Raw genomic sequence first — 20,196 nt, 5'->3', positions numbered from 1 at the left:
ACTACCGCTCAGGCAGAGCGCCGCTCCGCGCTGGACCGCGAGGGCGTGTCAGCCGTGCCCTGCTGGACCCGGAAGCCGACCAGCGTGGCCCCGCCCGAAAGCGGTGTGAAGGTGCAGACAATCAGGCGACCGTCTGCCATCCGGACCTCATCGCTCCAGATCTGGCGGTCGCCGATGGTGCACACATACTCTTCGGCCTCGGTCCAGACCCCGTTTGGCGCCGTTTTGCTGCGCCAATGATGCGCAAGCGACCGGATGCCTTCGTTTGCCAGCGTTGATGCCGGGTCATGGCCCCAGAGTTTGGTATAGGCCGCATTGGTCATCACAAGGATGCCGGTTTCAGAGAAGACGGCCATCGCGTCAGGCATGGAGTCGATCACGGATTGGCCAAGCTCCAGATCGGCGCGATAGCGGCGTGTTCGGGTGATTTCGGACGAGATGTCTTCGATCATCAAGGCCAAGGCCCCGTTCGGATGCGGTCTGCAAATGACCTTGTAGGTTTGTCCGCCGGGCAGGTTCCAGGTTTCCTGATAGACACCCGAGGCCGTGGCGCGTTCGAGATCTGTGATCTGCTTGCGCCAATCCCGATAGTCCTTCGGTTCGGGCACCATATTGTGATCGCGCAGGGCATCAAGCACGGCAAGGAGCGACGGGCGCATCGACAGGAAATCTGGCGCGAGTCCGGTCAGATCAATCAATGCGGGATTGAACAGTTGCAGCCGCCGACGGTTGTCAAAGATGGCAAGTCCGATCGGAAGATGCGCAAAGGTTTTGGTCAGGATCTGCATGAAATCCCGCAAGGTTGTTTCCGCTTGCACGGCTGAATCGGCGGGCAGCGCATAAACGCGCCAGCCGTCACCCTCTGGCATGCTGACGAGATCGAACCAGAGGCCCCCTCCGTTGGGCAGGCGCAATCGTTGCCTTTGGCCGGACGCTCCTTGCTGTGTCGCCGTCTTTTCAAACAGGCGCGGCAAGGGCCACGACAGGTCTTTGCCGGGCGGGAGAAAATCTGCGGCGCGCAGCAGATAGGCCGTGTTGGCCCAGATGATGTCACCGTCTTTTTGTTCCCGCCATGCAAGAAATGGCGCGCGTGACATCATGGATTGCAGAAACGTCAACTCTTCGGTCATGCAGCGCTGCGCCAGCGGATCTTGTCCCGGAGCACCTTCCCCGGCTTCGCCGTCTGTCAGCGCGATCCGGGAAAGGCCGCCGCGATGTTCAGCCCGGACGACAAGGGCCGGGCCGTTCAGGCCATTCGAGGCCAAGCTCAGCATGCCGGTTTCCGGCAGTTTGGAGAGTTGCTGGGCGATTTCGGGGAAGGTTGTCGCCAGATAGGCGAGCAACTTGGCCCAAGCACTGCCCGGAACCGGGGAAGCAGCAAGGATCGCCTGCGCGCCGGGGGTGCAATCGATCAGTGTTTCGCCATCGAACAGAAACAGGGTGCCTTTCTGACGTTCGTCAAAAATGCTGTGGCGGGCGGGTTTGCGGCGGGCCTGAAGCGCGGCAAGGATCAGAATGCTGCCCAGCGACGCAAAAACTGCGGCAAGGCCGATGCCGAGGCCGAAGATGAAAGAGCTTTCCATCATGTACCCGCTGAAACGTCATTGATCGTTATCTAAACGCCTCGTCGTTAACGTAACGTTAACCCAAAGAATGCCGCCAGCATAGGTTCAAGACCGGACATCAGCGGTCTGCGTTACACCTGGAAGGGCTCATTCTGACCAAGGCCTTGGTCATGCGTGCGCACCAACCGCTCGATCGGCCAGACGACCTCGACAATCGCCCCCTTGCGTTCGGGCCGATCCGCCGGGGCGAGAAAGGGATCGGTGGCGTTGGCAAAGGTCAGTTCGGCGCCCGTGCGTTCCAAGAGGGTCTTGGCGATGAAAAGACCCAAGCCCATGCCTTCATATTCCGGGCGGAAGGCCAGATCCTGTGAGGTTCTGCGGCTGCGCACGAACGGATCGCCGATCCGACCGATCACATGGGACGGAAAGCCATCGCCATCATCCACGATCCGGATGATGATGGAGTGTGAGGTCCACTCCCCGTGAATCCAAACGTTGGACTGTGCAAAATCAACGGCATTCTGGATCAGATTTCGCAGGCCGTGGATCACTTCGGGCCGTCTGTTGACGGTGGGTTGCTTTTCACTGCCCTCTTTGCCCGGAGCAAAGCTGAGCGCGACATGCTTGCCGCGTGTCTGGTGCGGTTCGGCGGCTTCTGTCACCAACATGGCAAGCGGGACAGAGCGCATGTGCAGATCGTCTTTGCCGACCCGACCCATCGAGCGCAGAATATCGCGGCACCTGTCCGCCTGTTCCCGGATCAGCCGCGCGTCTTCCAGAAGCTCGGGGTGATCTTCCAACGCGTCCATCATTTCTGCTGAGACCAGTTTGATGGTCGCCAAGGGGGTGCCGAGTTCATGCGCGGCGGCGGCCACCACACCTCCAAGGTCTGTCAGCTTTTGTTCACGCGCCAAGGCCATTTGGGTGGCCAGCAAAGCATCCGACATAGAGCGCATTTCCGTGGCGATGCGGCGTGAGTAAAGCCCCAGAAACAGAATGCCGATGACAATGGAGAGCCAGAAGCCGAACTCGAACAGCGTAGGCACCGACAGGAGAGACCCGTCTGCATATTCCAAAGGCACGCTGGTGAAGGCGATCAGCGTGATGAAGATGATCGACAGGCTGCCCAAAAACAGCGTGGTCCGCAGTTCGAGCGCGGAGGCCGAAATGGTGACAGGCGCCAAGATCAGCAGGGCGAAGGGGTTGGTCAGGCCCCCTGTCAGATAGAGGAGAAACGACAGTTGCGAGAGATCAAAGAGAAGCACCAGCATGGCTTCTGCCTCTGACAAGCGCTTGTTTTCCGGAAAGACAAAAGCAGAGACAAGGTTTGCAATGACCGAAGCCCCGACCGCCAGGTAACACAGCCCCAGCGGGAGGTTCATGTCGTAATAGCGGTCTGCCACCGTGATTGCGGCCAATTGTCCCGCTATCGCCATCCAGCGCAGTAAAATAAGGGTTCGCAGGCGCACCCAATCACTGCGTGCGTCGCGCGAAAGCAAGGCATAGCCTTGGGAAAGCATGGCATCCCTCGTCTGATGGCATTATCTAGGCCAGTGTTAGGTGCGACCCGCCCCGGGATCAATGCGGGGATGGTCGCAGGGCGTGAATGGACAGGGTGGCACCAATGACAAAGTTATATGCAGCAGTTGCCGCAGCCGCCGTGGCAGGGCTTCTGGGGGGAAGCGCGCTCTACATCGTCTTGCAGCAAAAGGACGATGCCTTTGCGCAATGTCGCGGTGGACAGGTGGGCGGGGGCGATATCGGTGGGCCTTTCACGCTGGTCGACGAGACAGGCGCGACGGTGACGGACGCAGAGGTGCTGACAAAACCTTCGCTGATTTACTTTGGCTATACGTTTTGCCCCGATATCTGCCCGCTGGATGCCGCCAGAAATGCTGAGGCCGTCGATATTCTGGAAGAATGGGGGGTGGATGTGACCCCGATTTTCATTTCCGTCGACCCGGAGCGGGACACGCCCGAGGTTTTGGCGACGTTCACCGAATACATGCACCCCAAGATGCTGGGTCTGACCGGATCGCCCGAGCAGGTGCGGCAAGCGTCTTTGGCCTATAAAACGTTCTACCGCAAACAGGAGGGGGACGCGGATTATTACCTCGTCGACCATTCCACCTTCACCTATCTGACCCTGCCGGGGATCGGTTTCGTTGATTTCTTCCGGCGCGAAGAGACTGCCGATCAGATCGCAGAGCGCGTGGCATGTTTTGCCACAAATGCGCCCGCTGGCGGGAAAAATTGACCAGGTGGGGGTGCCAACCTACCTTTGCGGCAACAGAAAAGATTTTGGCAGGGGAAACGCGATGGCGGAAGATGTGACGGCAGATCTTGGACAAGACAGGTCGCTTTTGCTGGTCGATGATGACGAGCCTTTTGTCAAACGCTTGGCGCGCGCGATGGAGCGGCGCGGTTTTGTCCCGGAAACAGCCGAAAGCGTTGCCGCGGGCCGTGCGATTGCACAAGCGCGCCCTCCGGCCTATGCGGTTGTGGATCTGCGGCTGGAAGATGGCAACGGTCTGGACGTGGTGGAAGCGTTGCGCGAAAGACGCCCGGATTGCCGCATCGTTGTGCTGACTGGGTATGGCGCCATTGCGACCGCCGTGGCGGCTGTAAAGATTGGCGCGATCGATTATTTGTCAAAGCCGGCGGATGCCAATGATGTGACCAATGCGTTGCTTTCAAAGGGCGAGGCGATGCCTGCCCCCCCTGAGAATCCAATGTCGGCCGACAGGGTGCGCTGGGAACATATTCAGCGGGTTTATGAAATGTGCGATCGAAACGTTTCAGAAACTGCGCGCCGACTTTCGATGCATCGCAGGACGTTGCAGCGCATTCTGGCTAAGAGAAGTCCAAAGTGAATAATGTTTATCTGCTTTCCTTGAATGCGTGCTGATTCCAGAGTATTCCCCGTGACAGTGACTTAAAACGAGGATGCAGAATTGGACATCAATCTTAACGAACTGTCGCTTAAAGAGTTGAAAGATCTGCAATCGCAAGTTGCAAAGGCGATCAGCGGCTATGAAGACCGCCGCAAGAGAGAAGCACTTGCAGAATTGGAAGAAAAAGCGCGGACCTTGGGTTTTTCTCTGGCCGAATTGACGGGCGTTTCACCGGCGCGCAAACGTTCGCCCGCTGTGGCGAAATATGCAAATCCTGATGATCCGGCAGACACTTGGTCTGGAAGAGGTCGCAAGCCGCGCTGGTTTGAGGCGGCTTTGCAAGCGGGCAAAAGCGCCGAAGATCTTGCCATTTGACAAAAAAGCCATCCTTTCGGATGGCTTTTTTTAATGGGTGTTGATGGTCAAATCCGCTGTCAGGGGCCGATGTCAATCAGCAATTCCTGATGCCGGCGGATGAAATCGGCGCGAACAACGCTTGCAGGGCGCAACTCTATGGCAAGCCCATCCACCAAAGCGGCATCAAGCCGGCCAAACAACCTGTTGGCCTCGGTTTCTGAAAAGCCTGCGATGCTGACAGCTTCCATCCATGCGGAAATGCGATCGGCCGCCTTGATTTGTGCCTTGATGGATTTTGGCAAGAGGCCCGGCAGGCCAAAGCGCAAGTGAATTGCGGCTGAGAGCTTTTCATCCAGTTTGCCATAGCCCGGCCCGATGGCCGCCTTGACGGGCGAGATCATATCGCCAATCACATATTCGGGCGCATCATGCAGCAAAGCGGCCAAGCGCCACTTTGGGCTGGGCGCTGGGGAGTTTCGGCTGAAGATCTTTTCAACAAGCAAGGAATGCTCGGCCACCGAATAGGGCCAGTCCCCTTTGGTTTGACCATTCCAGCGGGCAACGAAAGACAGGCCATGCGCGATGTCTTCGATTTCGATGTCGACCGGAGTCGGGTCGAGCAGATCGAGGCGTCTTCCCGACAGCATTCTTTGCCAAGCGCGGTTTGATTTGGTCACGGGAGCACCAATTCTGTGAAAAACATCGGTTCGTAACGTCGCCTTCGCCCATTTTCAAACGCATTCCGAAACCGGAAACGGAACTTTTTCAGGTTTTCTTCCGTTGACTTCTTGAATGAGATAGATCGGAAGACCACAAAATGTTCAATCCGCTCCCATTGCTTGCACTCGGCGCTGTCGCCGTTGGTTATTTCGGCGCTGTCGAGCGCACGGATCGTGCGTTTGATGCGATGCCGCAAAGTCAGGTCGCAGCCTATCCGGCGTCACAGGGCCTGTCTGTCGAGGAATTTGTCGGCCAACTGCCGCAAACGGTTCAAGATCCGCTGTGCGATACCAAGGATGTGATCACGGCTTCGCTGTCGGGTGACTTTGCCGAGACGATGGAGGCGAGCTGGACCCAAAGGGATTCAGGCATCGAGCTGTGGGCCTCGGATCTGATGGGGACGTGGACACTGCTTCACGTCAATGAAGACGGGCTGGCCTGCATCGTGCAATCCGGCTTTGGCTGGCAAGAGGGTATGACCCCGGAGGCCGTCGTGCAGGGTGGTCCGCTGAGCTAAGCGCGGCGGTTTGCTGCGTTGTTTCAAGGCCCCTTCGATGATAAGGCCACGTTCAACAGATAGGAGAAGTTGAACATGGCGGATTACATCGTCAAAGACATCGGACTTGCGGAATTCGGGCGCAAGGAATTGACCATTGCTGAAACGGAAATGCCGGGTCTGATGGCCTGCCGCGAAGAGTTCGGACCCAGCCAGCCGCTGAAAGGCGCGCGCATCGTTGGGTCGTTGCACATGACGATTCAGACGGCTGTGCTGATTGAAACGCTGACCGCACTTGGCGCTGACGTCCGCTGGGCATCGTGCAACATTTTCTCGACCCAAGATCACGCGGCGGCAGCGATTGCAGCGGGCGGCACGCCTGTTTTCGCGGTGAAGGGCCAGACGCTGGAAGAACACTGGGACTATCTGGATCGGTCGTTCCTGTTCCCCGAGGGTGCAAACATGATCCTCGACGACGGGGGCGATGCAACCTTGTATGTGCTTCTTGGCGCAAGGATGGAAGCGGGCGAGGATGTGCTGTCTGTTCCGCAGTCGGAAGAAGAAGAAGTCATCAAGCAACAGATCCTGAAGCGGATGAAGCAATCGCCGGGCTGGTTCGCCAAAACGAAAGCCGCGATCAAGGGTGTGTCGGAAGAAACAACGACGGGCGTGCATCGCCTGTATGATCTGCACAAGAAAGGGCAGCTGCCTTTCCCCGCGATCAACGTCAATGACTCGGTGACGAAGTCGAAGTTTGACAACAAATACGGCTGCAAAGAGTCCTTGGTCGACGGAATCCGGCGCGCGACCGATACGATGATGGCGGGCAAGGTTGCGGTCGTCTGCGGCTATGGTGACGTGGGCAAAGGCTCGGCGGCCTCGTTGCAGGGAGCAGGCGCGCGCGTGAAAGTGACCGAAGTTGACCCGATCTGCGCGTTGCAGGCGGCGATGGACGGCTTTGAAGTGGTGCTGCTGGAGGATGTCGTCTCGACCGCCGATATCTTCATCACCACCACCGGCAACCGCGATGTGATCCGCATCGAACATATCCGGGAGATGAAGGATATGGCGATCGTCGGGAATATCGGCCACTTCGACAATGAGATTCAGGTGGCGGCGCTGCGCAATCACAAATGGACCAATATCAAGGAACAGGTGGACATGATCGAGATGCCGAATGGCAATCGTATCATCCTGTTGTCCGAAGGACGGCTGCTGAACCTTGGCAATGCGACGGGCCACCCATCCTTTGTGATGTCGGCTTCTTTCACCAATCAGGTGCTTGCGCAGATCGAGCTGTGGACGAAGGGCGATACGTACAAGCCCGGCGTTTACATCCTGCCCAAGGCGCTGGACGAAAAGGTGGCCAGACTTCACCTGAAAAAGATTGGCGTGAAGCTGACCGAGCTGCGCCGCGAACAGGCGGACTATATTGGCGTTTCCGTGGAAGGCCCGTTCAAATCAGAGCATTACCGCTATTGAACCCAGCGCGCGGCGGGCCGGACCCCACCGGGCTTGGCCCGCCGCATGGCACCCCAATTTGGAAATGCTTCTGGCCGTCAGGGCTGGCACAGTTTTCTCTTGGTCTGACACGCATGTCATGGCTAAGCTTCAGGCCTGCCGAGGCCGTTCTGCCGGGCAGAGGGTAATTTGGTCTGACAGGGGTGGTGCGCATGAGCAAACGTGATGACTTGATCGCTAAATACGCAGAAGAGCTTTCTACCAAGTGCAATGTGAAGCCTGATCTGGCCTTGCTGACCAAGGTGACAATCGGATGCGGCCCGGCGATTTACAGTGAAGATGCATCCACTGTTGCGGGAAGTGATGCTGCGGAGCTGGAAACCATCAAGAAGAACTTTTTGATGAAAAAGCTTGGCCTGCCCGAAAGCCCAAAGCTTATGGAGGCCATCAATGCCGTCATCGATGTTTACGGGCGTTCCAATCGCAGCAAATACCGCGCGGTGGTTTATTACCTGTTGGTGAAACATTTCGGCAAAGAAGCCGTTTACGGCTGATGGATCGTGATCGAAAACGGGCTCCGGGTTTCGGAGCCCGTTTTCAATTGCACCAGTGTTTAAAAAAACTTTAGTTTTCTGGGTGTTGCAAGGCGGGTGGCTTTGCGCTTAACTGCAAGGCGACAGGCAGTATGCCTCGGACCCTTTATCAGAACACGTGTGGTGCTAGGGGAGCACGTGGGGTGGATGGAGGGTTTTGGTCAGTCCGGGGCCCTCCATTCCCATCGGTCAGGTCTGACACTGGGGCAGCGCTCTGGTTTCCCTTCATCCTGCACAAATGGGGTCAGTCTTCGATCCCGCCCAGATGGCAGATGATCTTCCACTCGGTCTCTCGGACGGGTTGAACGGAGAGGCGGGTATTTGTGACCAGCGCCATGTTTTGCAATTCTGGAAGGGTTTTGCACAAATCCAGTGTTACGGCGTGCTTCAGGGGTTTGACGGCCTTGATCACCACACAATCCCACCGGGGGTCTTCCGTGCTGCTGTCGGGTGCGCTTTCGCGCACAACCTCGACCACACCGACGATTTCTTTACCGATGTTGGAATGATAGAAAAAACCACGATCGCCCATCTTCATTGCCCGCATGTTGTTGCGGGCCTGATAGTTGCGCACCCCTGTCCACTCTTCGCCCGCATCACCCCGGGCCATTTGCTGATCCCAGCTCCAGGCATCCGGTTCTGACTTGAACAGCCAGAAGGTCATCCGATCACCTTTTTCCACTCGCGAAGGGTGACGCTTTCAAACAGGCCTGCCTTTGCATAGGGGTCGTCCTTGGCCCAAGCCTGCGCTTCTTCCATCGTGGTGACGCTCAGGATAACCAGACTGCCGATCATGCTGCCGTTCTGATCAAGGAAAGGGCCTGCCATCTCGACAATGCCACTGCGGGTGATGTGGTCCAGATGCGCGGGGCGGTTGTCGATGCGGGTTTGCAGGTGATCGGGTTTGTCGATGCAGATCAGTGCGACACGCATGATGTTATTCCTCTTTCAGGGGGCGCGACATGAGAGTCTGGACAGCATCGGCAATCGAGATTTGTCCAGCGGTGACCTGTGCCACCATCGCGGTTATCGGGATCTGCGCGATGATGCCGCTATCCTTGGCATGCTGCAAGATGGCTTGGGCGGTGGCCACACCCTCGACCGTTTGCCCGACGGGCGGGGGTTCCGCGCGGCCCAAAGCCAAGCCATGCCGGTAGTTTCTGGATTGGTCCGAGGTGCAGGTCAGGACGAGGTCGCCAAAACCGGACAGCCCCATCAGCGTTTCGCGTCTTGCGCCAAGCTGGCCTGCGAAGCGGACCATTTCTGCAAAGCCGCGTGTCATCAAGGCGGCCCGCGCGCTTTCGCCCAATCCCGCGCCGATGACGATGCCTGCCGCAATCGCCACCACGTTCTTCAAGGCGCCGCCGAGTTCTGCGCCTGTCACATCTGAATTGCGATAAACCCTGAGGATAGAGCCGGAAAGTTCTGCCTGTGTTCTTTTGCACGCGTCGTCATCGCGGCAGGCCAAGGTGAGCGCGGTGGCTTGCCCTTTGGCGATGTCGGCCGCGAAGCTTGGCCCGGTGAGGATCATGGGGATGGCGTGCGGACAGGCCGCTGCGATCAGTGCGGTCGGCCCTTTCCGCGTTGTGAGATCCATGCCCTTGCAACAGGCCACCAAGACGCGCGCATCAAGGCGTTTGCGATGCAGGGCCAAGAATGTGCCAAGGGCTTGCATCGGCACTGCCAGCAGAATGGTTTCACACTCCGAAAGACCGTCGATTTCAGATGTGGCTGTTACACTGTCTGGCAAGCGGGCGCCCGGAAGGTGCGGGACGTGGCGGGTGGATTGCATCTGGTGCGCAGCGGCGGGATCGCGCGCCCAAAGGCGGATCTTGCGGCCTTGATGCGCCAAGGCCATGGCAAGCGCCGAACCAAAGGCACCCGCGCCCGCGATGCCCACTGTGTGCGTCACGCCTTGGCCCCCTTCTTTCCCGATCCGATCAGGGAGGGTGCGGTTTGATCCAGCGGCCAACGGGGCCGTGCCGAGAGGGTCGCATCATCGAGATGCCCCAGCCTGAACTGTTCGATCCCGGCATAAGCGATCATGGCGGCATTGTCGGTGCAAAGCCGAAGCGGGGGGGCAACGAAGGTGACAGAGGAGGCGTGGCAGAGTGTCTCGAGCGCTGCCCGGATGCGTGCATTGGCGGCGACGCCCCCCGCAACCGCCAAAGCAGGAACAGGCGGTGCGGTCTCGAGATAGATCTTCAGCGCACGGCGCGTTTTTTCTTCGAGCACAGCCACCATGGCGGCCTGAAACCCGGCGCAGAGATCGCGCCGATCCGCTTTTGTCAGCCCGCCCTTTTCGGCGACGATCCCATCTCGTGCTCTGAGGAGAGCGGTTTTGAGCCCGGAGAAGGACATGTCACAGCCCGGTTTGTCGAGAAGGGGGCGTGGCAGGGGGAAGCGGGCCGGGTCACCCAGCGCGGCCTCGGACTCGACTGCGGGGCCACCGGGTTGCGGCAATCCCAAGAGCTTTGCTGTCTTGTCGAAGGCTTCGCCGGGCGCATCATCGATGGTGCCGCCGATCCGGCGGAACGACATGGGGCCGTTCACCACGAGAAACTGGCAGTGCCCGCCCGAGACCAAGAGCATGAGGTAGGGGTAGGCGAGATTGTCGGTCAGGCGCGGTGTCAGGGCATGGCCAGCAAGGTGATTGACGCCAATGAGCGGCAGTCCGGTCCCTGCTGCAAGACCCTTGGCAAGCATCACCCCCGACAGCACGCCACCGATCAGACCGGGGCCAGAGGTGACGGCGATCCCGTCCAGATCGTCGAAACGGACCCCCGCCTGAGCCATGGCCTGCGCGACGCAGCCATCCAGACGTTCGGCATGCGCCCGGGCGGCAATTTCCGGCACGACGCCCCCGAAGGCCGCGTGGAGGGCAGTTTGCCCTTCGACAACCGACGACAGGATCTCTGCACCTTCGCCCACCCGCACGACAGCCGCGGCAGAGTCGTCGCAGCTTGATTCGATGCCGAGGAAAGTAAGACTGTTTTGCATGGTCCGCCGTTGCGCCAAGAGGTGTCCACGGGTAACACCATGCGCATGGTCCCGCAATCCTGTGCCATTCCTGTGCTGATTACCCGGCCCGAGCCGCAAGCGAGCCGCTTCGCGCAGGATCTGCAGGCCCGTTACGGGCCGAAGGTTTTTCCGGTCTTGTCGCCCTTGCTTGCGCCCAAGATGCTGTATCCGGCTGTGCCTTCCGGACCGTTCGGGTCGGTGATCCTGACCTCGGAAACCGGTGCGAGAGCAGCGGCGGCGATGGCAGAGGCATTGCCCAAGCGGGCCTATTGCGTGGGCGACCACACCGCCGAAGTGGCCACAGCGCTTGGGTTTGACGCGCGATCTGCCGCGGGGGATGCCGCTGCCTTGCTGAAGCTTTTGCTAAGCGCGCGGGGAGACGCCCCGTTCCTGCATCTTCGGGGCCGCGAAACGCGCGGTGATATTGTGCAAAGATTGAGAGATGCCGAAGTTGCCGCCGATGAGGTGATCCTTTATGCGCAAGAGCCACAGCCCCTTGGGTCCAAGGCGCTTGAGATCTTGCAAGGCGCAGGACCGGTGGTTGCGCCTTTGTTCTCGCCGCGCAGTGCGACAGTTTTCCGGCAGGCGGTTTCGCAATTGCCTGAGCACGTGAAACTCTCGGAGCGTCTTTGCCTCGTGGCGCTCAGCCCCGCCGTGGCATCCGCTGTGGGGGGGGATTTCGCCCGCCAGATTGTAACGGCATCTGCGCCCACGCAAACGGAACTGTTCTCGGCCATGGATCGTTTTATCTTCATTGCTTGATGCCCGAAGACTTGCGGGATTAGGATTGACCACGGATCGCTGTTTTCGCGCTTCCACCAAATGACAGTCAGGAAACTTGCTATGGCAAAACGCCCCCCCAGTTCAAAATCCGATGAGGGCACCGAAAGCGCCTCTGAAGCGATTGGGGTTCCTGAAAGACCGGAGCGCAGTGCGGAAGCCGTGATCTCTGACCCGATCCCACCGGTCGAGATGCCAGAGCCGCGCCGTATGGAGGAAAAGCCTTCGGCGGTGGTCGGGGATGCACCGATTGGTGAGCCAGAGCCGCCCGCTGTCACGCCGGATCTGGTGACGCCCGAGACGGTGACGCCCGAGACAGACAAAACCGCGCCAGAACCTGTTCTGCCCGAACCGCCAAGCGCGGCGGTCTCTGAACCGCCCCGTCCGGCGATGGAAAAGCGCGGAGGCGGAGGCTTTCTTGCCACGGCCTTGGGGGGCGTGGTTGCTGCCGCCGCCGGCTATGCGCTGTCCATCGTCGTGCCCTTCCCGGGTGTTGGCACCTCGGACGCGCCGCTGACTGCGACGCAGGCCGAAGTTCAGGCGCTGGAAGCGCGGTTGGCCGCGCTGGAAACCGCACCGGCGCCATCGAGCGACCTGACTGACCGCGTGACGGCGCTGGAAGCGCGCCCGGCCCCGGCAGCTGAAGAAGAGCTTGGGAGCCTGTCGCAAAGCGTGACGGCGCTGGAACAGCGCTTGGCCGAAGTCGAGGCCGCAGCGCCGCAAGGCGCGTCGGGGGCGCCGTCGGGTGATCTTGTTGCCTTGGTCGATACGCTGCGCGCCGAGGTGGAAAGCATGCGCGCATCGGGCGCGGATGCGAATGCCGGACTTGAGGCCTTGGCCGCCCAGACCGAAGCGCGCTTGGCCGAGGCCGAAGCGCAGGCCGCTGCCTTGCGTGCAGAGGCGGAACAAACAGCGCGCAGAGCCGTGGTTGCGGCGGCGCTGGGCCGGGTTCAGGCCGCCGTCGACAGCGGCCAGCCGTTTGCCGGGGCCTTGACCGATCTGGCGGAACTGGAGGTGCCGGAGACCCTTTCCAGCGTCGCCGAGGCTGGCGTCCCGTCGCGCGCCGCGCTGGAAGACGCGTTTCCAGCGGCTGCGCGCGCTGCGCTTGACGCCTCATTGCGGGCAACGATGGGAGAGGGGTGGTCTGACCGGTTCTCGACCTTCCTTCAATCCACGACCGGGGCGCGGTCTTTGGTGCCCCGCGAAGGGGACGATCCTGACGCGGTCTTGTCGCGTGCGGAAGCCGCCCTGCGTGCGGGCGATCTTGAGCTTGCGTTGACGGAGCTTACCAGCCTTCCTCCGGAAGGTCAGGCCGAGATGGCGGCGTGGACGGCGATGGCGCAAACGCGACTGGACGCGCTGGCTGCGGTTTCATCCCTGTCAGCTGCGGTGGAAGGATAAGTCTTTCATGCTCTGGACCCTGTTGAAAGTTATTCTCTTTGTCATTGCCATTGCGGCGATGGCTTATGGCGCGGGCGTCCTTTTGGACACCGACGGAGCCTTGCGCGTTGCGGTGGCTGGCTGGGAGCTGACCTTTGGCCCGCTTCAGCTTGTGATCCTGTCTTTGATGGTGATCGTCGGCCTTTGGCTGGTGTTCAAGATCGTCAGTTTTGTCGTGGCCGTGCTGCGTTTTCTTGCTGGCGACGAAACCGCGATCTCGCGCTACTTTGACCGAAATCGCGAACGAAAGGGCTATCAAGCCCTGTCAGAGGGCTTTCTTGCGCTTGCCTCGGGTGAGGGCAAGGTGGCCATGGCGCGTGCGCAACGCGCCGAGCGCTATCTGGCGAAGCCGGAGTTGACGACATTGCTGATGGCGCAATCCGCCGAAGCGGCCGGAGACACCAAGCGCGCCGCAGAGGCCTACAAGCGGCTGTTGGCAGACGAAAAGACCCGCTTTGTCGGGGTGCGCGGGCTGCTGAAACAGAAGCTGACCGAAGGCGACACGGACATGGCCTTGAAGCTGGCTGAAAAGGCCTTTGCCATGAAGCCCCGGCATGCGGATACGCAGGACATTCTGCTGAAGCTTCAGGCCGAAAAAGCCGATTGGAAAGGCGCGCGCCGGACCTTGGGCGCAAAGCTGAAAGCCGGGGCGCTGCCCCGAGACGTGTATCGGCGGCGCGATGCTGTGTTGGCGTTGCAAGAGGCCAAGACGGTGATCGATGATGACGCCAGCATCGAAGCGCGCGAGGCAGCCATTGAGGCCAACCGTCTGTCCCCCGATCTGATCCCGGCGGCGGCGATGGCGGGACGTAGCCTCACCGCGAAGGGCGATGCCAAAGGCGCGACACGCGTTCTTAAGAAAGCGTGGTCGGTGGAACCCCATCCAGACCTTGCCGCAGCTTTCGCCGAGATCGCGCCCGACGAAACGCCGGCGGCCCGGCTGAAACGGTTCAAAGTGCTGACCGACATTCGCCCCGGGCACGAGCAGACCCGTTTGCTCTTGGCGGAACTCTGCGTCGCGGCCGAGGATTTTCCCGCCGCGCGCCGCGCCTTGGGCGACATTGTCACGGTTCATCCCACCCAGCGCTCTTTGGCCATCATGGCGGCGATTGCGCGTGGCGAAGGAGAGGAAGAATCGGTGGTTCGGGGCTGGTTGACGCGAGCGCTGACCGCACCGCTTGGCCCGCAGTGGTGCTGTGACAAGTGCCAGTCGATCCATGCGCAATGGCACCCGATCTGTGACAATTGCGGTGGATTTGACACGCTGAGTTGGCGCGAGCCGGTTGACACCTCGGGCCCGAGCGCCACTGGCACTGAGCTTTTGCCGTTGATCGTGGGGCGGGCTGATGCGTCAAAGGAGGCGGCGGAGGTGAGCGCGGAAGATGCGGATATCGTGTCCGCTCCTCCAAGGCCTTGACCCGCACGGGTTTGATCTCGCCCCCGCCGGATGCTTGCGACCGGCGGGCGACATCTCCTTGCACAAGCAAATGTTCTTTGGCGCCTCAGCGGCGGGGGTTGACTTGATTTGACCACCGCCATACTAGAACCACACCAGAAAGTGCCGCTGTAGCTCAGCTGGTAGAGCACGTCATTCGTAATGATGGGGTCGGGGGTTCGAGTCCCTTCAGCGGCACCACGGTTTCGAGCAAAATGATACATTTGGCGCGCCGAGGCTTGACCAGCGACCCGTCGTGCTGCGCACATGCAGGTCGCCTGCCGTTTAGCGCAGGCGCTTGCCCATGCCGTCGAAATAGAAGGCGCGGGATGGATCGAGGTCCAGGGCCACTTGGCTGTCCACCTCATAATCATGTTCGCCGAACATCCGCACGGTCAGGAGCCCGTGGGCAGCGGTGCGCACGTAAACCAAGGTTTCGCCCCCCAGCTTTTCCACATGGCTGATGGTGCCCTTGATGGCGGCGCCTGTGCGAATGTGCAAATGCTCTGGGCGGATGCCGGTTGTTTCACCGGGATGCCCGAGTTCGGAAGACTTCAGGAAATTCATTTGCGGGCTGCCGATGAAGCCTGCCACGAAGGTATTGTCCGGGTCGTTGTATAGGTGCATGGGGCTGCCCACCTGTTCGACCCGACCGTCGCGCAGCACCACGATCTTATCGGCCAATGTCATCGCCTCGACCTGATCATGGGTGACATAGATCATCGTTGCGGCAAGCTCGCGGTGCAGGCGTGCAATTTCGATGCGGGTGGCCACCCGGAGTGCCGCGTCAAGGTTTGACAGCGGCTCATCGAACAGGAACAGCTTCGGTGTTCGAACAATGGCGCGTCCGATCGCCACGCGCTGGCGTTGGCCGCCCGACAGCTCTGCCGGACGACGCGTCAGCAGGTTTTCAAGCGACAGCATGGCCGCCGCTTTATCCGTGGCCCTGACAATCTCGGCCTTGGCGACACCGGCCTGCTTCAGCGCCAAGCCCATATTGTCGCGGACGCTCAGATGCGGATAGAGGGCGTAGGACTGGAACACCATGGCCAGTTCACGCTTGGCGGGCGCAACATCGTTGACGCGCTTTCCGTCAAGCAGGATATCGCCGCTGGATGCGTCTTCCAGACCGGCGATGATGCGCAGCAGGGTTGATTTTCCGCAGCCGGACGGGCCGACAAAGACGCAGAATTCCCCCTCTGCCACCTCCAGATCAATGCCTTTGATCACGTCGGTCGCGCCAAAGGATTTTGTGACGGATTTCAGATCCAGTGCACCCATTTCGGTCTCACAATTTCACGGGTTGGCCGCTGCGCACCGATTCATCGGCGGCAAGGCAAATGGCAAGCGATTGGACGGCGTCCTGCATGTGGCGTGTCAGGTCCAGATCCTCGGTGATGGCGCGGGCCATGAAGGCTTGTTCGCGTTCACACAGCTCTTGATGGCCGGGTTCGTCGGCCATGTTCAAATCCTCATCAGGCTGGCCGATGCGATGCACCCGGATGACAGAGGTCTTTGTATGGGTGTCATGATCGTCTGAGCGCGCGTTTTCTGGCATGCGGATCGAGACGGCGCCGTGTGGGCTGACCACGTCTTTCACAAAAAACGCGGTGTCGCTCATCATCGGCCCCCAGCCCGCCTCATACCACCCTAGGCTGCCATCCTCGAACAACACCTGAAAGTGGCCATAGTTATACATGTCGGGGGCGATTTCGTCCGAAAGCCGCAGGCCCATGCCCCGGACTTCCACTGGTTTCGCATCGGTGATCTGGCACATCACGTCAACATAATGGACGCCGCAGTCCACAATCGGGGAGGTGCTTTGCATCAGTGTTTTGTGCACGTCCCATGTTGCGCCCTTGCTTTGCTGATTGAGATTCAGCCGGAACACGAACGGCCCGCCCAACGCCCGCGCTTCGGTGATCAGGCGCATCCAGCTGGGGTGATGGCGCAGGATATAGCCCACGACAAGCTTGCGCCCGTTCGCCACCGCACAATCAACGACGCGTCTGGCATCTTGGACCGTGCCCGCCAAAGGCTTTTCGACGAACACATGGGCACCGGCTTCCATCGCCGCACAGGCATAGTCTGCGTGGCTGTCGGTATAGGTCGAGATGTTCACCAGATCAGGCTTTAACCTTGCCAAGGCCTCATGAAAATCGGGCGTGATTTCATAAGGCGCAAGGTCAGGGTCCAGTCGGGGCGTGCTGCGGTTCACCAGACCGACAAGCTCAAACTCTGGGTTGCGATGATAGGCCAGCGCATGGCTCCGCCCCATGGTTCCCAGCCCAGCCACAAGAGTTCGGATCATTTGACAGCCCCCGCCGTGATGCCGCGGATCAGTTGCCGCGAGAAGATCAGATACAAGACCAGCACCGGAACGATGGCGAGGCTGAGCGCCGCCAGAACCGCATTCCAGTTGGTCACAAATTGCCCGATGAACACCTGACTGCCCAAGGTGATGGTTTTCACCTCTTCGGCTGGCGCAAGGATGAGCGGGAACCAAAGGTCGTTCCAGATTGGGATCATCGTAAAGACCGCCACCGTGGCCATGGCCGGACGCACCAGAGGCAAGACGAGCGTGAAGAAGATTGCATATTCGGAAAGGCCGTCGATCCGCCCTGCGTTCTTCAGATCATCAGAGACCGTTTTCATGAACTCTGACAGGATGAAGACCGCCAGAGGCAAGCCTTGTGCGGTGTAGACGAGGATCAGTGCGGTCAGCGTATTCACCAGCCCGCCCGCCACCATCATTTCCAAGATCGCCACGGTGCCAAGGCGGATCGGGATCATGATGCCAAGGGCCAGATAGAGACCCATCAAGAGATTGCCCTTGAAGCGATATTCCGACAGCGCAAAGGCGGCCATCGCGCCAAACAGCAGAACGAAAAACAGGCTTACCACCGTGACGATCAGCGAGTTCTGGAAGTAGCCGAAAAAATCGCCCTGTTTCAGAACTGTTGCATAGCCCACCAGATCGAAATGCTCGGGCCAAGGCAGGGCCAGCGGCTCGGCAAAAATGGCCCGCCGCGATTTGAAGCTGTTCACCACCGTCACAAAGACGGGGAAGAGGGCAATCACAGTCCAGGTGATCAGGACAGCATGGGCGGCAACGGTTCGCCCGAGGGATGCGCGCGCGCGTGCCATCAGAATTGATACCTCCGCAGGCGGGTCTGAATACCGAAGAGATAGACACAGACGCCCAAGAGGATGATGCCGAACATCGCGCCTGCAATCGCCGAGCCCATATAGGGATCTCCAAGCTGCAGTTGGAACCCGAAGAAGGTGCGATACAGGAAGGTTCCAAGGATGTCTGTGCTGAAGTCAGGACCGGCCAAGGCCCCTTGTGCGACATAGATCAGATCAAAGGCGTTGAAGTTTCCGACAAAGGTCAGGATCGAGATGATCCCGATGCTGGGCAGGATCAGCGGCAGCTTGATTTTCCAGAATTGGCTGATGCCGGTAATGCCATCCATCTCTGCGGCCTCAAGCACCTCATCGGGAATGGACAAGAGTGCGGCATAGATCAGCATCATGGGAATGCCGACGAATTGCCAGACCGAGATCAGTGCCAATGTGGTCAGCGCGGAGTCTTCGCGCCCGAGCCACGGCGCAAACAGGCTTTTCAATCCCACCAGATCAAGCAGCCCCGGCGCGATGCCCCAGATTGGTGACAGGATCAGTTTCCAGACAAAGCCGACGATCACAAAGCTCAGGATCGTGGGGATGAAGATGGCCGTGCGATAGAAGGCGGCCATGCGGAGCCGCGGCGTCGAGAGAATGGCTGCCAGCGCGATGCCGATCGGATTTTGCACCAGCATGTGGATGAAAAAGAACCAAGCGTTGTTGCCAAGCGCGTTCCAAAAGGACGCAGACCATCGCGGGTCGCCAAACAGCGTTGCAAAATTCGACAGCCCCACGAATTCGACGCCGTCTGCGCCCTTGTTGAACAAGGACAGGTTTAGCGTTCCGATCAGGGGAATGATCATGATGGCAGTGTAGATGACCACCGCAGGGGCCAGAAAAACGGCAATATGCCAGCGCACCGGCTTTCGTGCAGCCATGTCGCTCCCCTTTCATCTGTTCAAGAAATTCGCCGGAGTGGTCTGGAGGGGTAACAGCCCCTCCAGTCCCGGACTTTCAGCCTGCGCTTACTTCTGGGGCTCGTACCAGCTGGCCAGCCCGTCCTGCAGCCGCTTGGCCGCATCTGCCGGGGTCTCAGACCCACGGATCACATTTGCCGAAGCGTTCCAGGTTTCGTTTTCAAGATTCGGCGTTCCGCGCGACAGAATCTGATAGGTGGAACGGATCGTCGGCTCGCATTCGCCGCGCCATGACACGAATTCCTGTGCCAGAGGGTCTTCCATCTGCACCGGGGTGGAATTCAGGCTGAAGAAGCCCGGCAGTGCATTGGCGTAAAGCGTTGCGAATTCAGCGCTTGCCACCCAATCCAAGAACACCTTGGCGGCTTCGGCGTTGGGCGATTTCGCATTCATGCCAATGCCGATGTCGGTGTGATCACTGATATAGCAGGTGTCGCCGGCAGCGGCGACCGGCGGGGCGAAGGCGCCCATCTTGAAGTCGGCCTGCGCATTGAAGCCGGAAATCTCCCACGATCCGGCAGGATAGATTGCGGCACGGCCCAAGGTGAACAGGTTCTGGCTGTCTGGATAGGTCTGCGCTTCAAATCCGTCGCCCAGATAATCCTTCCACTTGGCAAGCTGCTCGAACGGGGCCACCCACTGGGGATCGGTCAGCTTCTGTTCGCCCGCGATCAAGGCGCGCCGGCCTTCTTCACCCTTCCAATACGTCGGCCCGATGTTGTTATAGCCCATCGTGGCGGCTTCCCACTGGTCGTTGGTGCCCATCGCCATCGGAATATAGGTGCCGTCTGCCTTGATTTTGTCGAGGGCGGCGTAAAACTCGGCCTCCGTTTTCGGCTCTTCGATGCCCAAAGCGGCAAAGGCATCGGCGTTGTAAATGAAGCCGTGAATCACCGAGGCCATCGGCACGCAGAAGGTGGCCGCACCGTCATCGGTCTGCCATGCGGACTTGGCCACATCGGAAAAATTGGCCATGCCTGCCAGATCGGTCAGATCGGTCAGATGGCCCTGATTGAACAGTTCCAGCGAGGCGTCAAAAGGCCGACAGGTGATCAGATCACCAGCGCTGCCCGCAGACAGCTTCGAGTTCAGCACGGCATTGTATTCCGCCGGTGCTGTAGGTGAGAAAACCACCGAAATATCAGGATGTTGCGCGTTAAAGGCGGGAATGATCGTCTCTTGCCAGATGGTCAGGTCGTCGTTCCGCCAGCTTTCGATCGTCAAGGTGGTTTGGGCAAGCGCTGGGCCGGCCAGCAATGTGCTGGTCAACAGCGCGGTGACAGAGGTCTTCTTCATCGTCGTCTCCCGGTTGGTGGGCTTTTTGCCCGGTT

At 59.8% G+C, this 20,196-nt stretch carries 21 protein-coding genes and 1 tRNA gene; 10 read left to right on the top strand and 12 right to left on the bottom strand.

Going from position 1 to position 20,196, the window contains the following annotated elements; genetic code table 11:
* Positions 1–8 precede the first annotated feature (8 nt).
* Positions 9–1,586, bottom strand: coding sequence for a PAS-domain containing protein (locus CUR21_RS08840; RefSeq protein WP_232622730.1), 1,578 nt, complete (start codon positions 1,584–1,586; stop codon positions 9–11).
* A gap of 110 nt (positions 1,587–1,696) precedes the next feature.
* Positions 1,697–3,085 carry a sensor histidine kinase RegB gene (gene regB, locus CUR21_RS08835; RefSeq protein WP_100196620.1) on the bottom strand — a complete coding sequence of 463 codons (1,389 nt, stop codon included), beginning with the start codon at positions 3,083–3,085 and terminating at the stop codon, positions 1,697–1,699.
* Between the two features lie 104 nt (positions 3,086–3,189).
* On the opposite strand from regB, the gene CUR21_RS08830 reads away from it, so the two are divergent.
* The 3 genes from CUR21_RS08830 to CUR21_RS08820 all read left to right on the top strand — a co-directional run bounded on the left by CUR21_RS08830 (position 3,190) and on the right by CUR21_RS08820 (position 4,834).
* The gene (locus CUR21_RS08830) at positions 3,190–3,822 is read left to right on the top strand and encodes an SCO family protein (RefSeq protein WP_100196619.1); all 633 of its coding nucleotides are present in this window, start codon (positions 3,190–3,192) and stop codon (positions 3,820–3,822) included.
* A gap of 61 nt (positions 3,823–3,883) precedes the next feature.
* On the top strand, positions 3,884–4,438 hold the full coding sequence (locus CUR21_RS08825; RefSeq protein ID WP_100196821.1) for an ActR/PrrA/RegA family redox response regulator transcription factor: 555 nt from the start codon (positions 3,884–3,886) through the stop codon (positions 4,436–4,438).
* 81 nt (positions 4,439–4,519) lie between these two features.
* Positions 4,520–4,834: an H-NS family nucleoid-associated regulatory protein gene (locus CUR21_RS08820; RefSeq protein ID WP_100196618.1), complete on the top strand. Its 315-nt coding sequence runs from the start codon at positions 4,520–4,522 to the stop codon at positions 4,832–4,834.
* A gap of 59 nt (positions 4,835–4,893) precedes the next feature.
* On the opposite strand, the gene CUR21_RS08815 is transcribed toward CUR21_RS08820, so the two are convergent.
* Positions 4,894–5,463 carry a hypothetical protein gene (locus CUR21_RS08815; protein WP_198431660.1) on the bottom strand — a complete coding sequence of 190 codons (570 nt, stop codon included), beginning with the start codon at positions 5,461–5,463 and terminating at the stop codon, positions 4,894–4,896.
* Positions 5,464–5,633: 170 nt separating this feature from the next.
* On the opposite strand from CUR21_RS08815, the gene CUR21_RS08810 reads away from it, so the two are divergent.
* The 3 genes from CUR21_RS08810 to CUR21_RS08800 all read left to right on the top strand — a co-directional run bounded on the left by CUR21_RS08810 (position 5,634) and on the right by CUR21_RS08800 (position 8,047).
* Positions 5,634–6,053: a hypothetical protein gene (locus CUR21_RS08810; RefSeq protein ID WP_100196616.1), complete on the top strand. Its 420-nt coding sequence runs from the start codon at positions 5,634–5,636 to the stop codon at positions 6,051–6,053.
* Between the two features lie 75 nt (positions 6,054–6,128).
* Positions 6,129–7,514 carry an adenosylhomocysteinase gene (gene ahcY / locus CUR21_RS08805; RefSeq protein ID WP_100196615.1) on the top strand — a complete coding sequence of 462 codons (1,386 nt, stop codon included), beginning with the start codon at positions 6,129–6,131 and terminating at the stop codon, positions 7,512–7,514.
* A gap of 191 nt (positions 7,515–7,705) precedes the next feature.
* Positions 7,706–8,047, top strand: coding sequence for a DUF2853 family protein (locus CUR21_RS08800; RefSeq protein WP_100196614.1), 342 nt, complete (start codon positions 7,706–7,708; stop codon positions 8,045–8,047).
* A 283-nt stretch (positions 8,048–8,330) separates the two neighbouring features.
* On the opposite strand, the gene CUR21_RS08795 is transcribed toward CUR21_RS08800, so the two are convergent.
* From CUR21_RS08795 to tsaD, 4 genes are read right to left on the bottom strand one after another with little or no spacing between them, the layout of a single operon-like run.
* The gene (locus tag CUR21_RS08795) at positions 8,331–8,750 is read right to left on the bottom strand and encodes an EVE domain-containing protein (RefSeq protein WP_100196613.1); all 420 of its coding nucleotides are present in this window, start codon (positions 8,748–8,750) and stop codon (positions 8,331–8,333) included.
* Complete coding sequence (locus CUR21_RS08790; protein ID WP_100196612.1) at positions 8,747–9,019, bottom strand: YciI family protein; 273 nt, start codon at positions 9,017–9,019, stop codon at positions 8,747–8,749. Before CUR21_RS08790 ends, CUR21_RS08795 begins: the two co-directional genes overlap by 4 nt.
* 4 nt (positions 9,020–9,023) lie before the next feature.
* Positions 9,024–9,998, bottom strand: coding sequence for an NAD(P)H-dependent glycerol-3-phosphate dehydrogenase (locus tag CUR21_RS08785; RefSeq protein WP_100196611.1), 975 nt, complete (start codon positions 9,996–9,998; stop codon positions 9,024–9,026).
* Positions 9,995–11,086 carry a tRNA (adenosine(37)-N6)-threonylcarbamoyltransferase complex transferase subunit TsaD gene (tsaD, locus tag CUR21_RS08780; RefSeq protein WP_100196610.1) on the bottom strand — a complete coding sequence of 364 codons (1,092 nt, stop codon included), beginning with the start codon at positions 11,084–11,086 and terminating at the stop codon, positions 9,995–9,997. The genes CUR21_RS08785 and tsaD overlap by 4 nt, the downstream gene beginning before the upstream one ends.
* A 39-nt stretch (positions 11,087–11,125) precedes the next feature.
* On the opposite strand from tsaD, the gene CUR21_RS08775 reads away from it, so the two are divergent.
* The 4 genes from CUR21_RS08775 to CUR21_RS08750 all read left to right on the top strand — a co-directional run bounded on the left by CUR21_RS08775 (position 11,126) and on the right by CUR21_RS08750 (position 14,963).
* Positions 11,126–11,869 carry a uroporphyrinogen-III synthase gene (locus CUR21_RS08775; RefSeq protein WP_100196609.1) on the top strand — a complete coding sequence of 248 codons (744 nt, stop codon included), beginning with the start codon at positions 11,126–11,128 and terminating at the stop codon, positions 11,867–11,869.
* 81 nt (positions 11,870–11,950) lie between these two features.
* A complete protein-coding gene (locus tag CUR21_RS18590; protein WP_157791970.1) occupies positions 11,951–13,288 on the top strand; it encodes a COG4223 family protein in 1,338 nt (445 codons plus the stop codon).
* 7 nt (positions 13,289–13,295) lie between these two features.
* Positions 13,296–14,744: a heme biosynthesis protein HemY gene (locus CUR21_RS08755; RefSeq protein WP_100196606.1), complete on the top strand. Its 1,449-nt coding sequence runs from the start codon at positions 13,296–13,298 to the stop codon at positions 14,742–14,744.
* A 143-nt stretch (positions 14,745–14,887) separates the two neighbouring features.
* A tRNA-Thr gene (locus tag CUR21_RS08750) sits at positions 14,888–14,963 on the top strand.
* Positions 14,964–15,047: 84 nt separating this feature from the next.
* On the opposite strand, the gene CUR21_RS08745 is transcribed toward CUR21_RS08750, so the two are convergent.
* The 5 genes from CUR21_RS08745 to CUR21_RS08725 form a co-directional block, all read right to left on the bottom strand.
* On the bottom strand, positions 15,048–16,043 hold the full coding sequence (locus CUR21_RS08745) for an ABC transporter ATP-binding protein (protein WP_100196605.1): 996 nt from the start codon (positions 16,041–16,043) through the stop codon (positions 15,048–15,050).
* Positions 16,044–16,050: 7 nt separating this feature from the next.
* Positions 16,051–17,073: a Gfo/Idh/MocA family protein gene (locus CUR21_RS08740; RefSeq protein WP_100196604.1), complete on the bottom strand. Its 1,023-nt coding sequence runs from the start codon at positions 17,071–17,073 to the stop codon at positions 16,051–16,053.
* Entirely contained in the window at positions 17,070–17,909 is an 840-nt protein-coding gene (locus CUR21_RS08735) for a carbohydrate ABC transporter permease (protein ID WP_100196603.1), read from the bottom strand. The genes CUR21_RS08740 and CUR21_RS08735 overlap by 4 nt, the downstream gene beginning before the upstream one ends.
* Entirely contained in the window at positions 17,909–18,826 is a 918-nt protein-coding gene (locus CUR21_RS08730; RefSeq protein ID WP_100196602.1) for a carbohydrate ABC transporter permease, read from the bottom strand. Before CUR21_RS08730 ends, CUR21_RS08735 begins: the two co-directional genes overlap by 1 nt.
* A gap of 87 nt (positions 18,827–18,913) precedes the next feature.
* Positions 18,914–20,161, bottom strand: coding sequence for an ABC transporter substrate-binding protein (locus tag CUR21_RS08725; protein WP_100196601.1), 1,248 nt, complete (start codon positions 20,159–20,161; stop codon positions 18,914–18,916).
* Between the last annotated feature and the right edge of the window lie 35 nt (positions 20,162–20,196).

Origin of the sequence: Pseudorhodobacter sp. MZDSW-24AT, assembly GCF_002794355.1 — a bacterium.
Taxonomy (GTDB): domain Bacteria; phylum Pseudomonadota; class Alphaproteobacteria; order Rhodobacterales; family Rhodobacteraceae; genus Pseudotabrizicola.
This window is presented reverse-complemented; position numbering and strand designations above follow the sequence as displayed.

Excerpts from the sequence above, each read along its gene's own strand:
- CUR21_RS08840 (WP_232622730.1), bottom strand. The coding sequence starts at position 1,586 with ATGATGGAAAGCTCTTTCATCTTCGGCCTCGGCATCGGCCTTGCCGCA.
- regB (WP_100196620.1), bottom strand. The coding sequence starts at position 3,085 with ATGCTTTCCCAAGGCTATGCCTTGCTTTCGCGCGACGCACGCAGTGAT.
- CUR21_RS08830 (WP_100196619.1), top strand. The coding sequence starts at position 3,190 with ATGACAAAGTTATATGCAGCAGTTGCCGCAGCCGCCGTGGCAGGGCTT.
- CUR21_RS08825 (WP_100196821.1), top strand. The coding sequence starts at position 3,884 with ATGGCGGAAGATGTGACGGCAGATCTTGGACAAGACAGGTCGCTTTTG.
- CUR21_RS08815 (WP_198431660.1), bottom strand. The coding sequence starts at position 5,463 with ATGCTGTCGGGAAGACGCCTCGATCTGCTCGACCCGACTCCGGTCGAC.
- CUR21_RS08810 (WP_100196616.1), top strand. The coding sequence starts at position 5,634 with ATGTTCAATCCGCTCCCATTGCTTGCACTCGGCGCTGTCGCCGTTGGT.
- ahcY (WP_100196615.1), top strand. The coding sequence starts at position 6,129 with ATGGCGGATTACATCGTCAAAGACATCGGACTTGCGGAATTCGGGCGC.
- CUR21_RS08800 (WP_100196614.1), top strand. The coding sequence starts at position 7,706 with ATGAGCAAACGTGATGACTTGATCGCTAAATACGCAGAAGAGCTTTCT.
- CUR21_RS08795 (WP_100196613.1), bottom strand. The coding sequence starts at position 8,750 with ATGACCTTCTGGCTGTTCAAGTCAGAACCGGATGCCTGGAGCTGGGAT.
- CUR21_RS08790 (WP_100196612.1), bottom strand. The coding sequence starts at position 9,019 with ATGCGTGTCGCACTGATCTGCATCGACAAACCCGATCACCTGCAAACC.
- tsaD (WP_100196610.1), bottom strand. The coding sequence starts at position 11,086 with ATGCAAAACAGTCTTACTTTCCTCGGCATCGAATCAAGCTGCGACGAC.
- CUR21_RS08775 (WP_100196609.1), top strand. The coding sequence starts at position 11,126 with ATGCGCATGGTCCCGCAATCCTGTGCCATTCCTGTGCTGATTACCCGG.
- CUR21_RS18590 (WP_157791970.1), top strand. The coding sequence starts at position 11,951 with ATGGCAAAACGCCCCCCCAGTTCAAAATCCGATGAGGGCACCGAAAGC.
- CUR21_RS08755 (WP_100196606.1), top strand. The coding sequence starts at position 13,296 with ATGCTCTGGACCCTGTTGAAAGTTATTCTCTTTGTCATTGCCATTGCG.
- CUR21_RS08745 (WP_100196605.1), bottom strand. The coding sequence starts at position 16,043 with ATGGGTGCACTGGATCTGAAATCCGTCACAAAATCCTTTGGCGCGACC.
- CUR21_RS08740 (WP_100196604.1), bottom strand. The coding sequence starts at position 17,073 with ATGATCCGAACTCTTGTGGCTGGGCTGGGAACCATGGGGCGGAGCCAT.
- CUR21_RS08735 (WP_100196603.1), bottom strand. The coding sequence starts at position 17,909 with ATGGCACGCGCGCGCGCATCCCTCGGGCGAACCGTTGCCGCCCATGCT.
- CUR21_RS08730 (WP_100196602.1), bottom strand. The coding sequence starts at position 18,826 with ATGGCTGCACGAAAGCCGGTGCGCTGGCATATTGCCGTTTTTCTGGCC.
- CUR21_RS08725 (WP_100196601.1), bottom strand. The coding sequence starts at position 20,161 with ATGAAGAAGACCTCTGTCACCGCGCTGTTGACCAGCACATTGCTGGCC.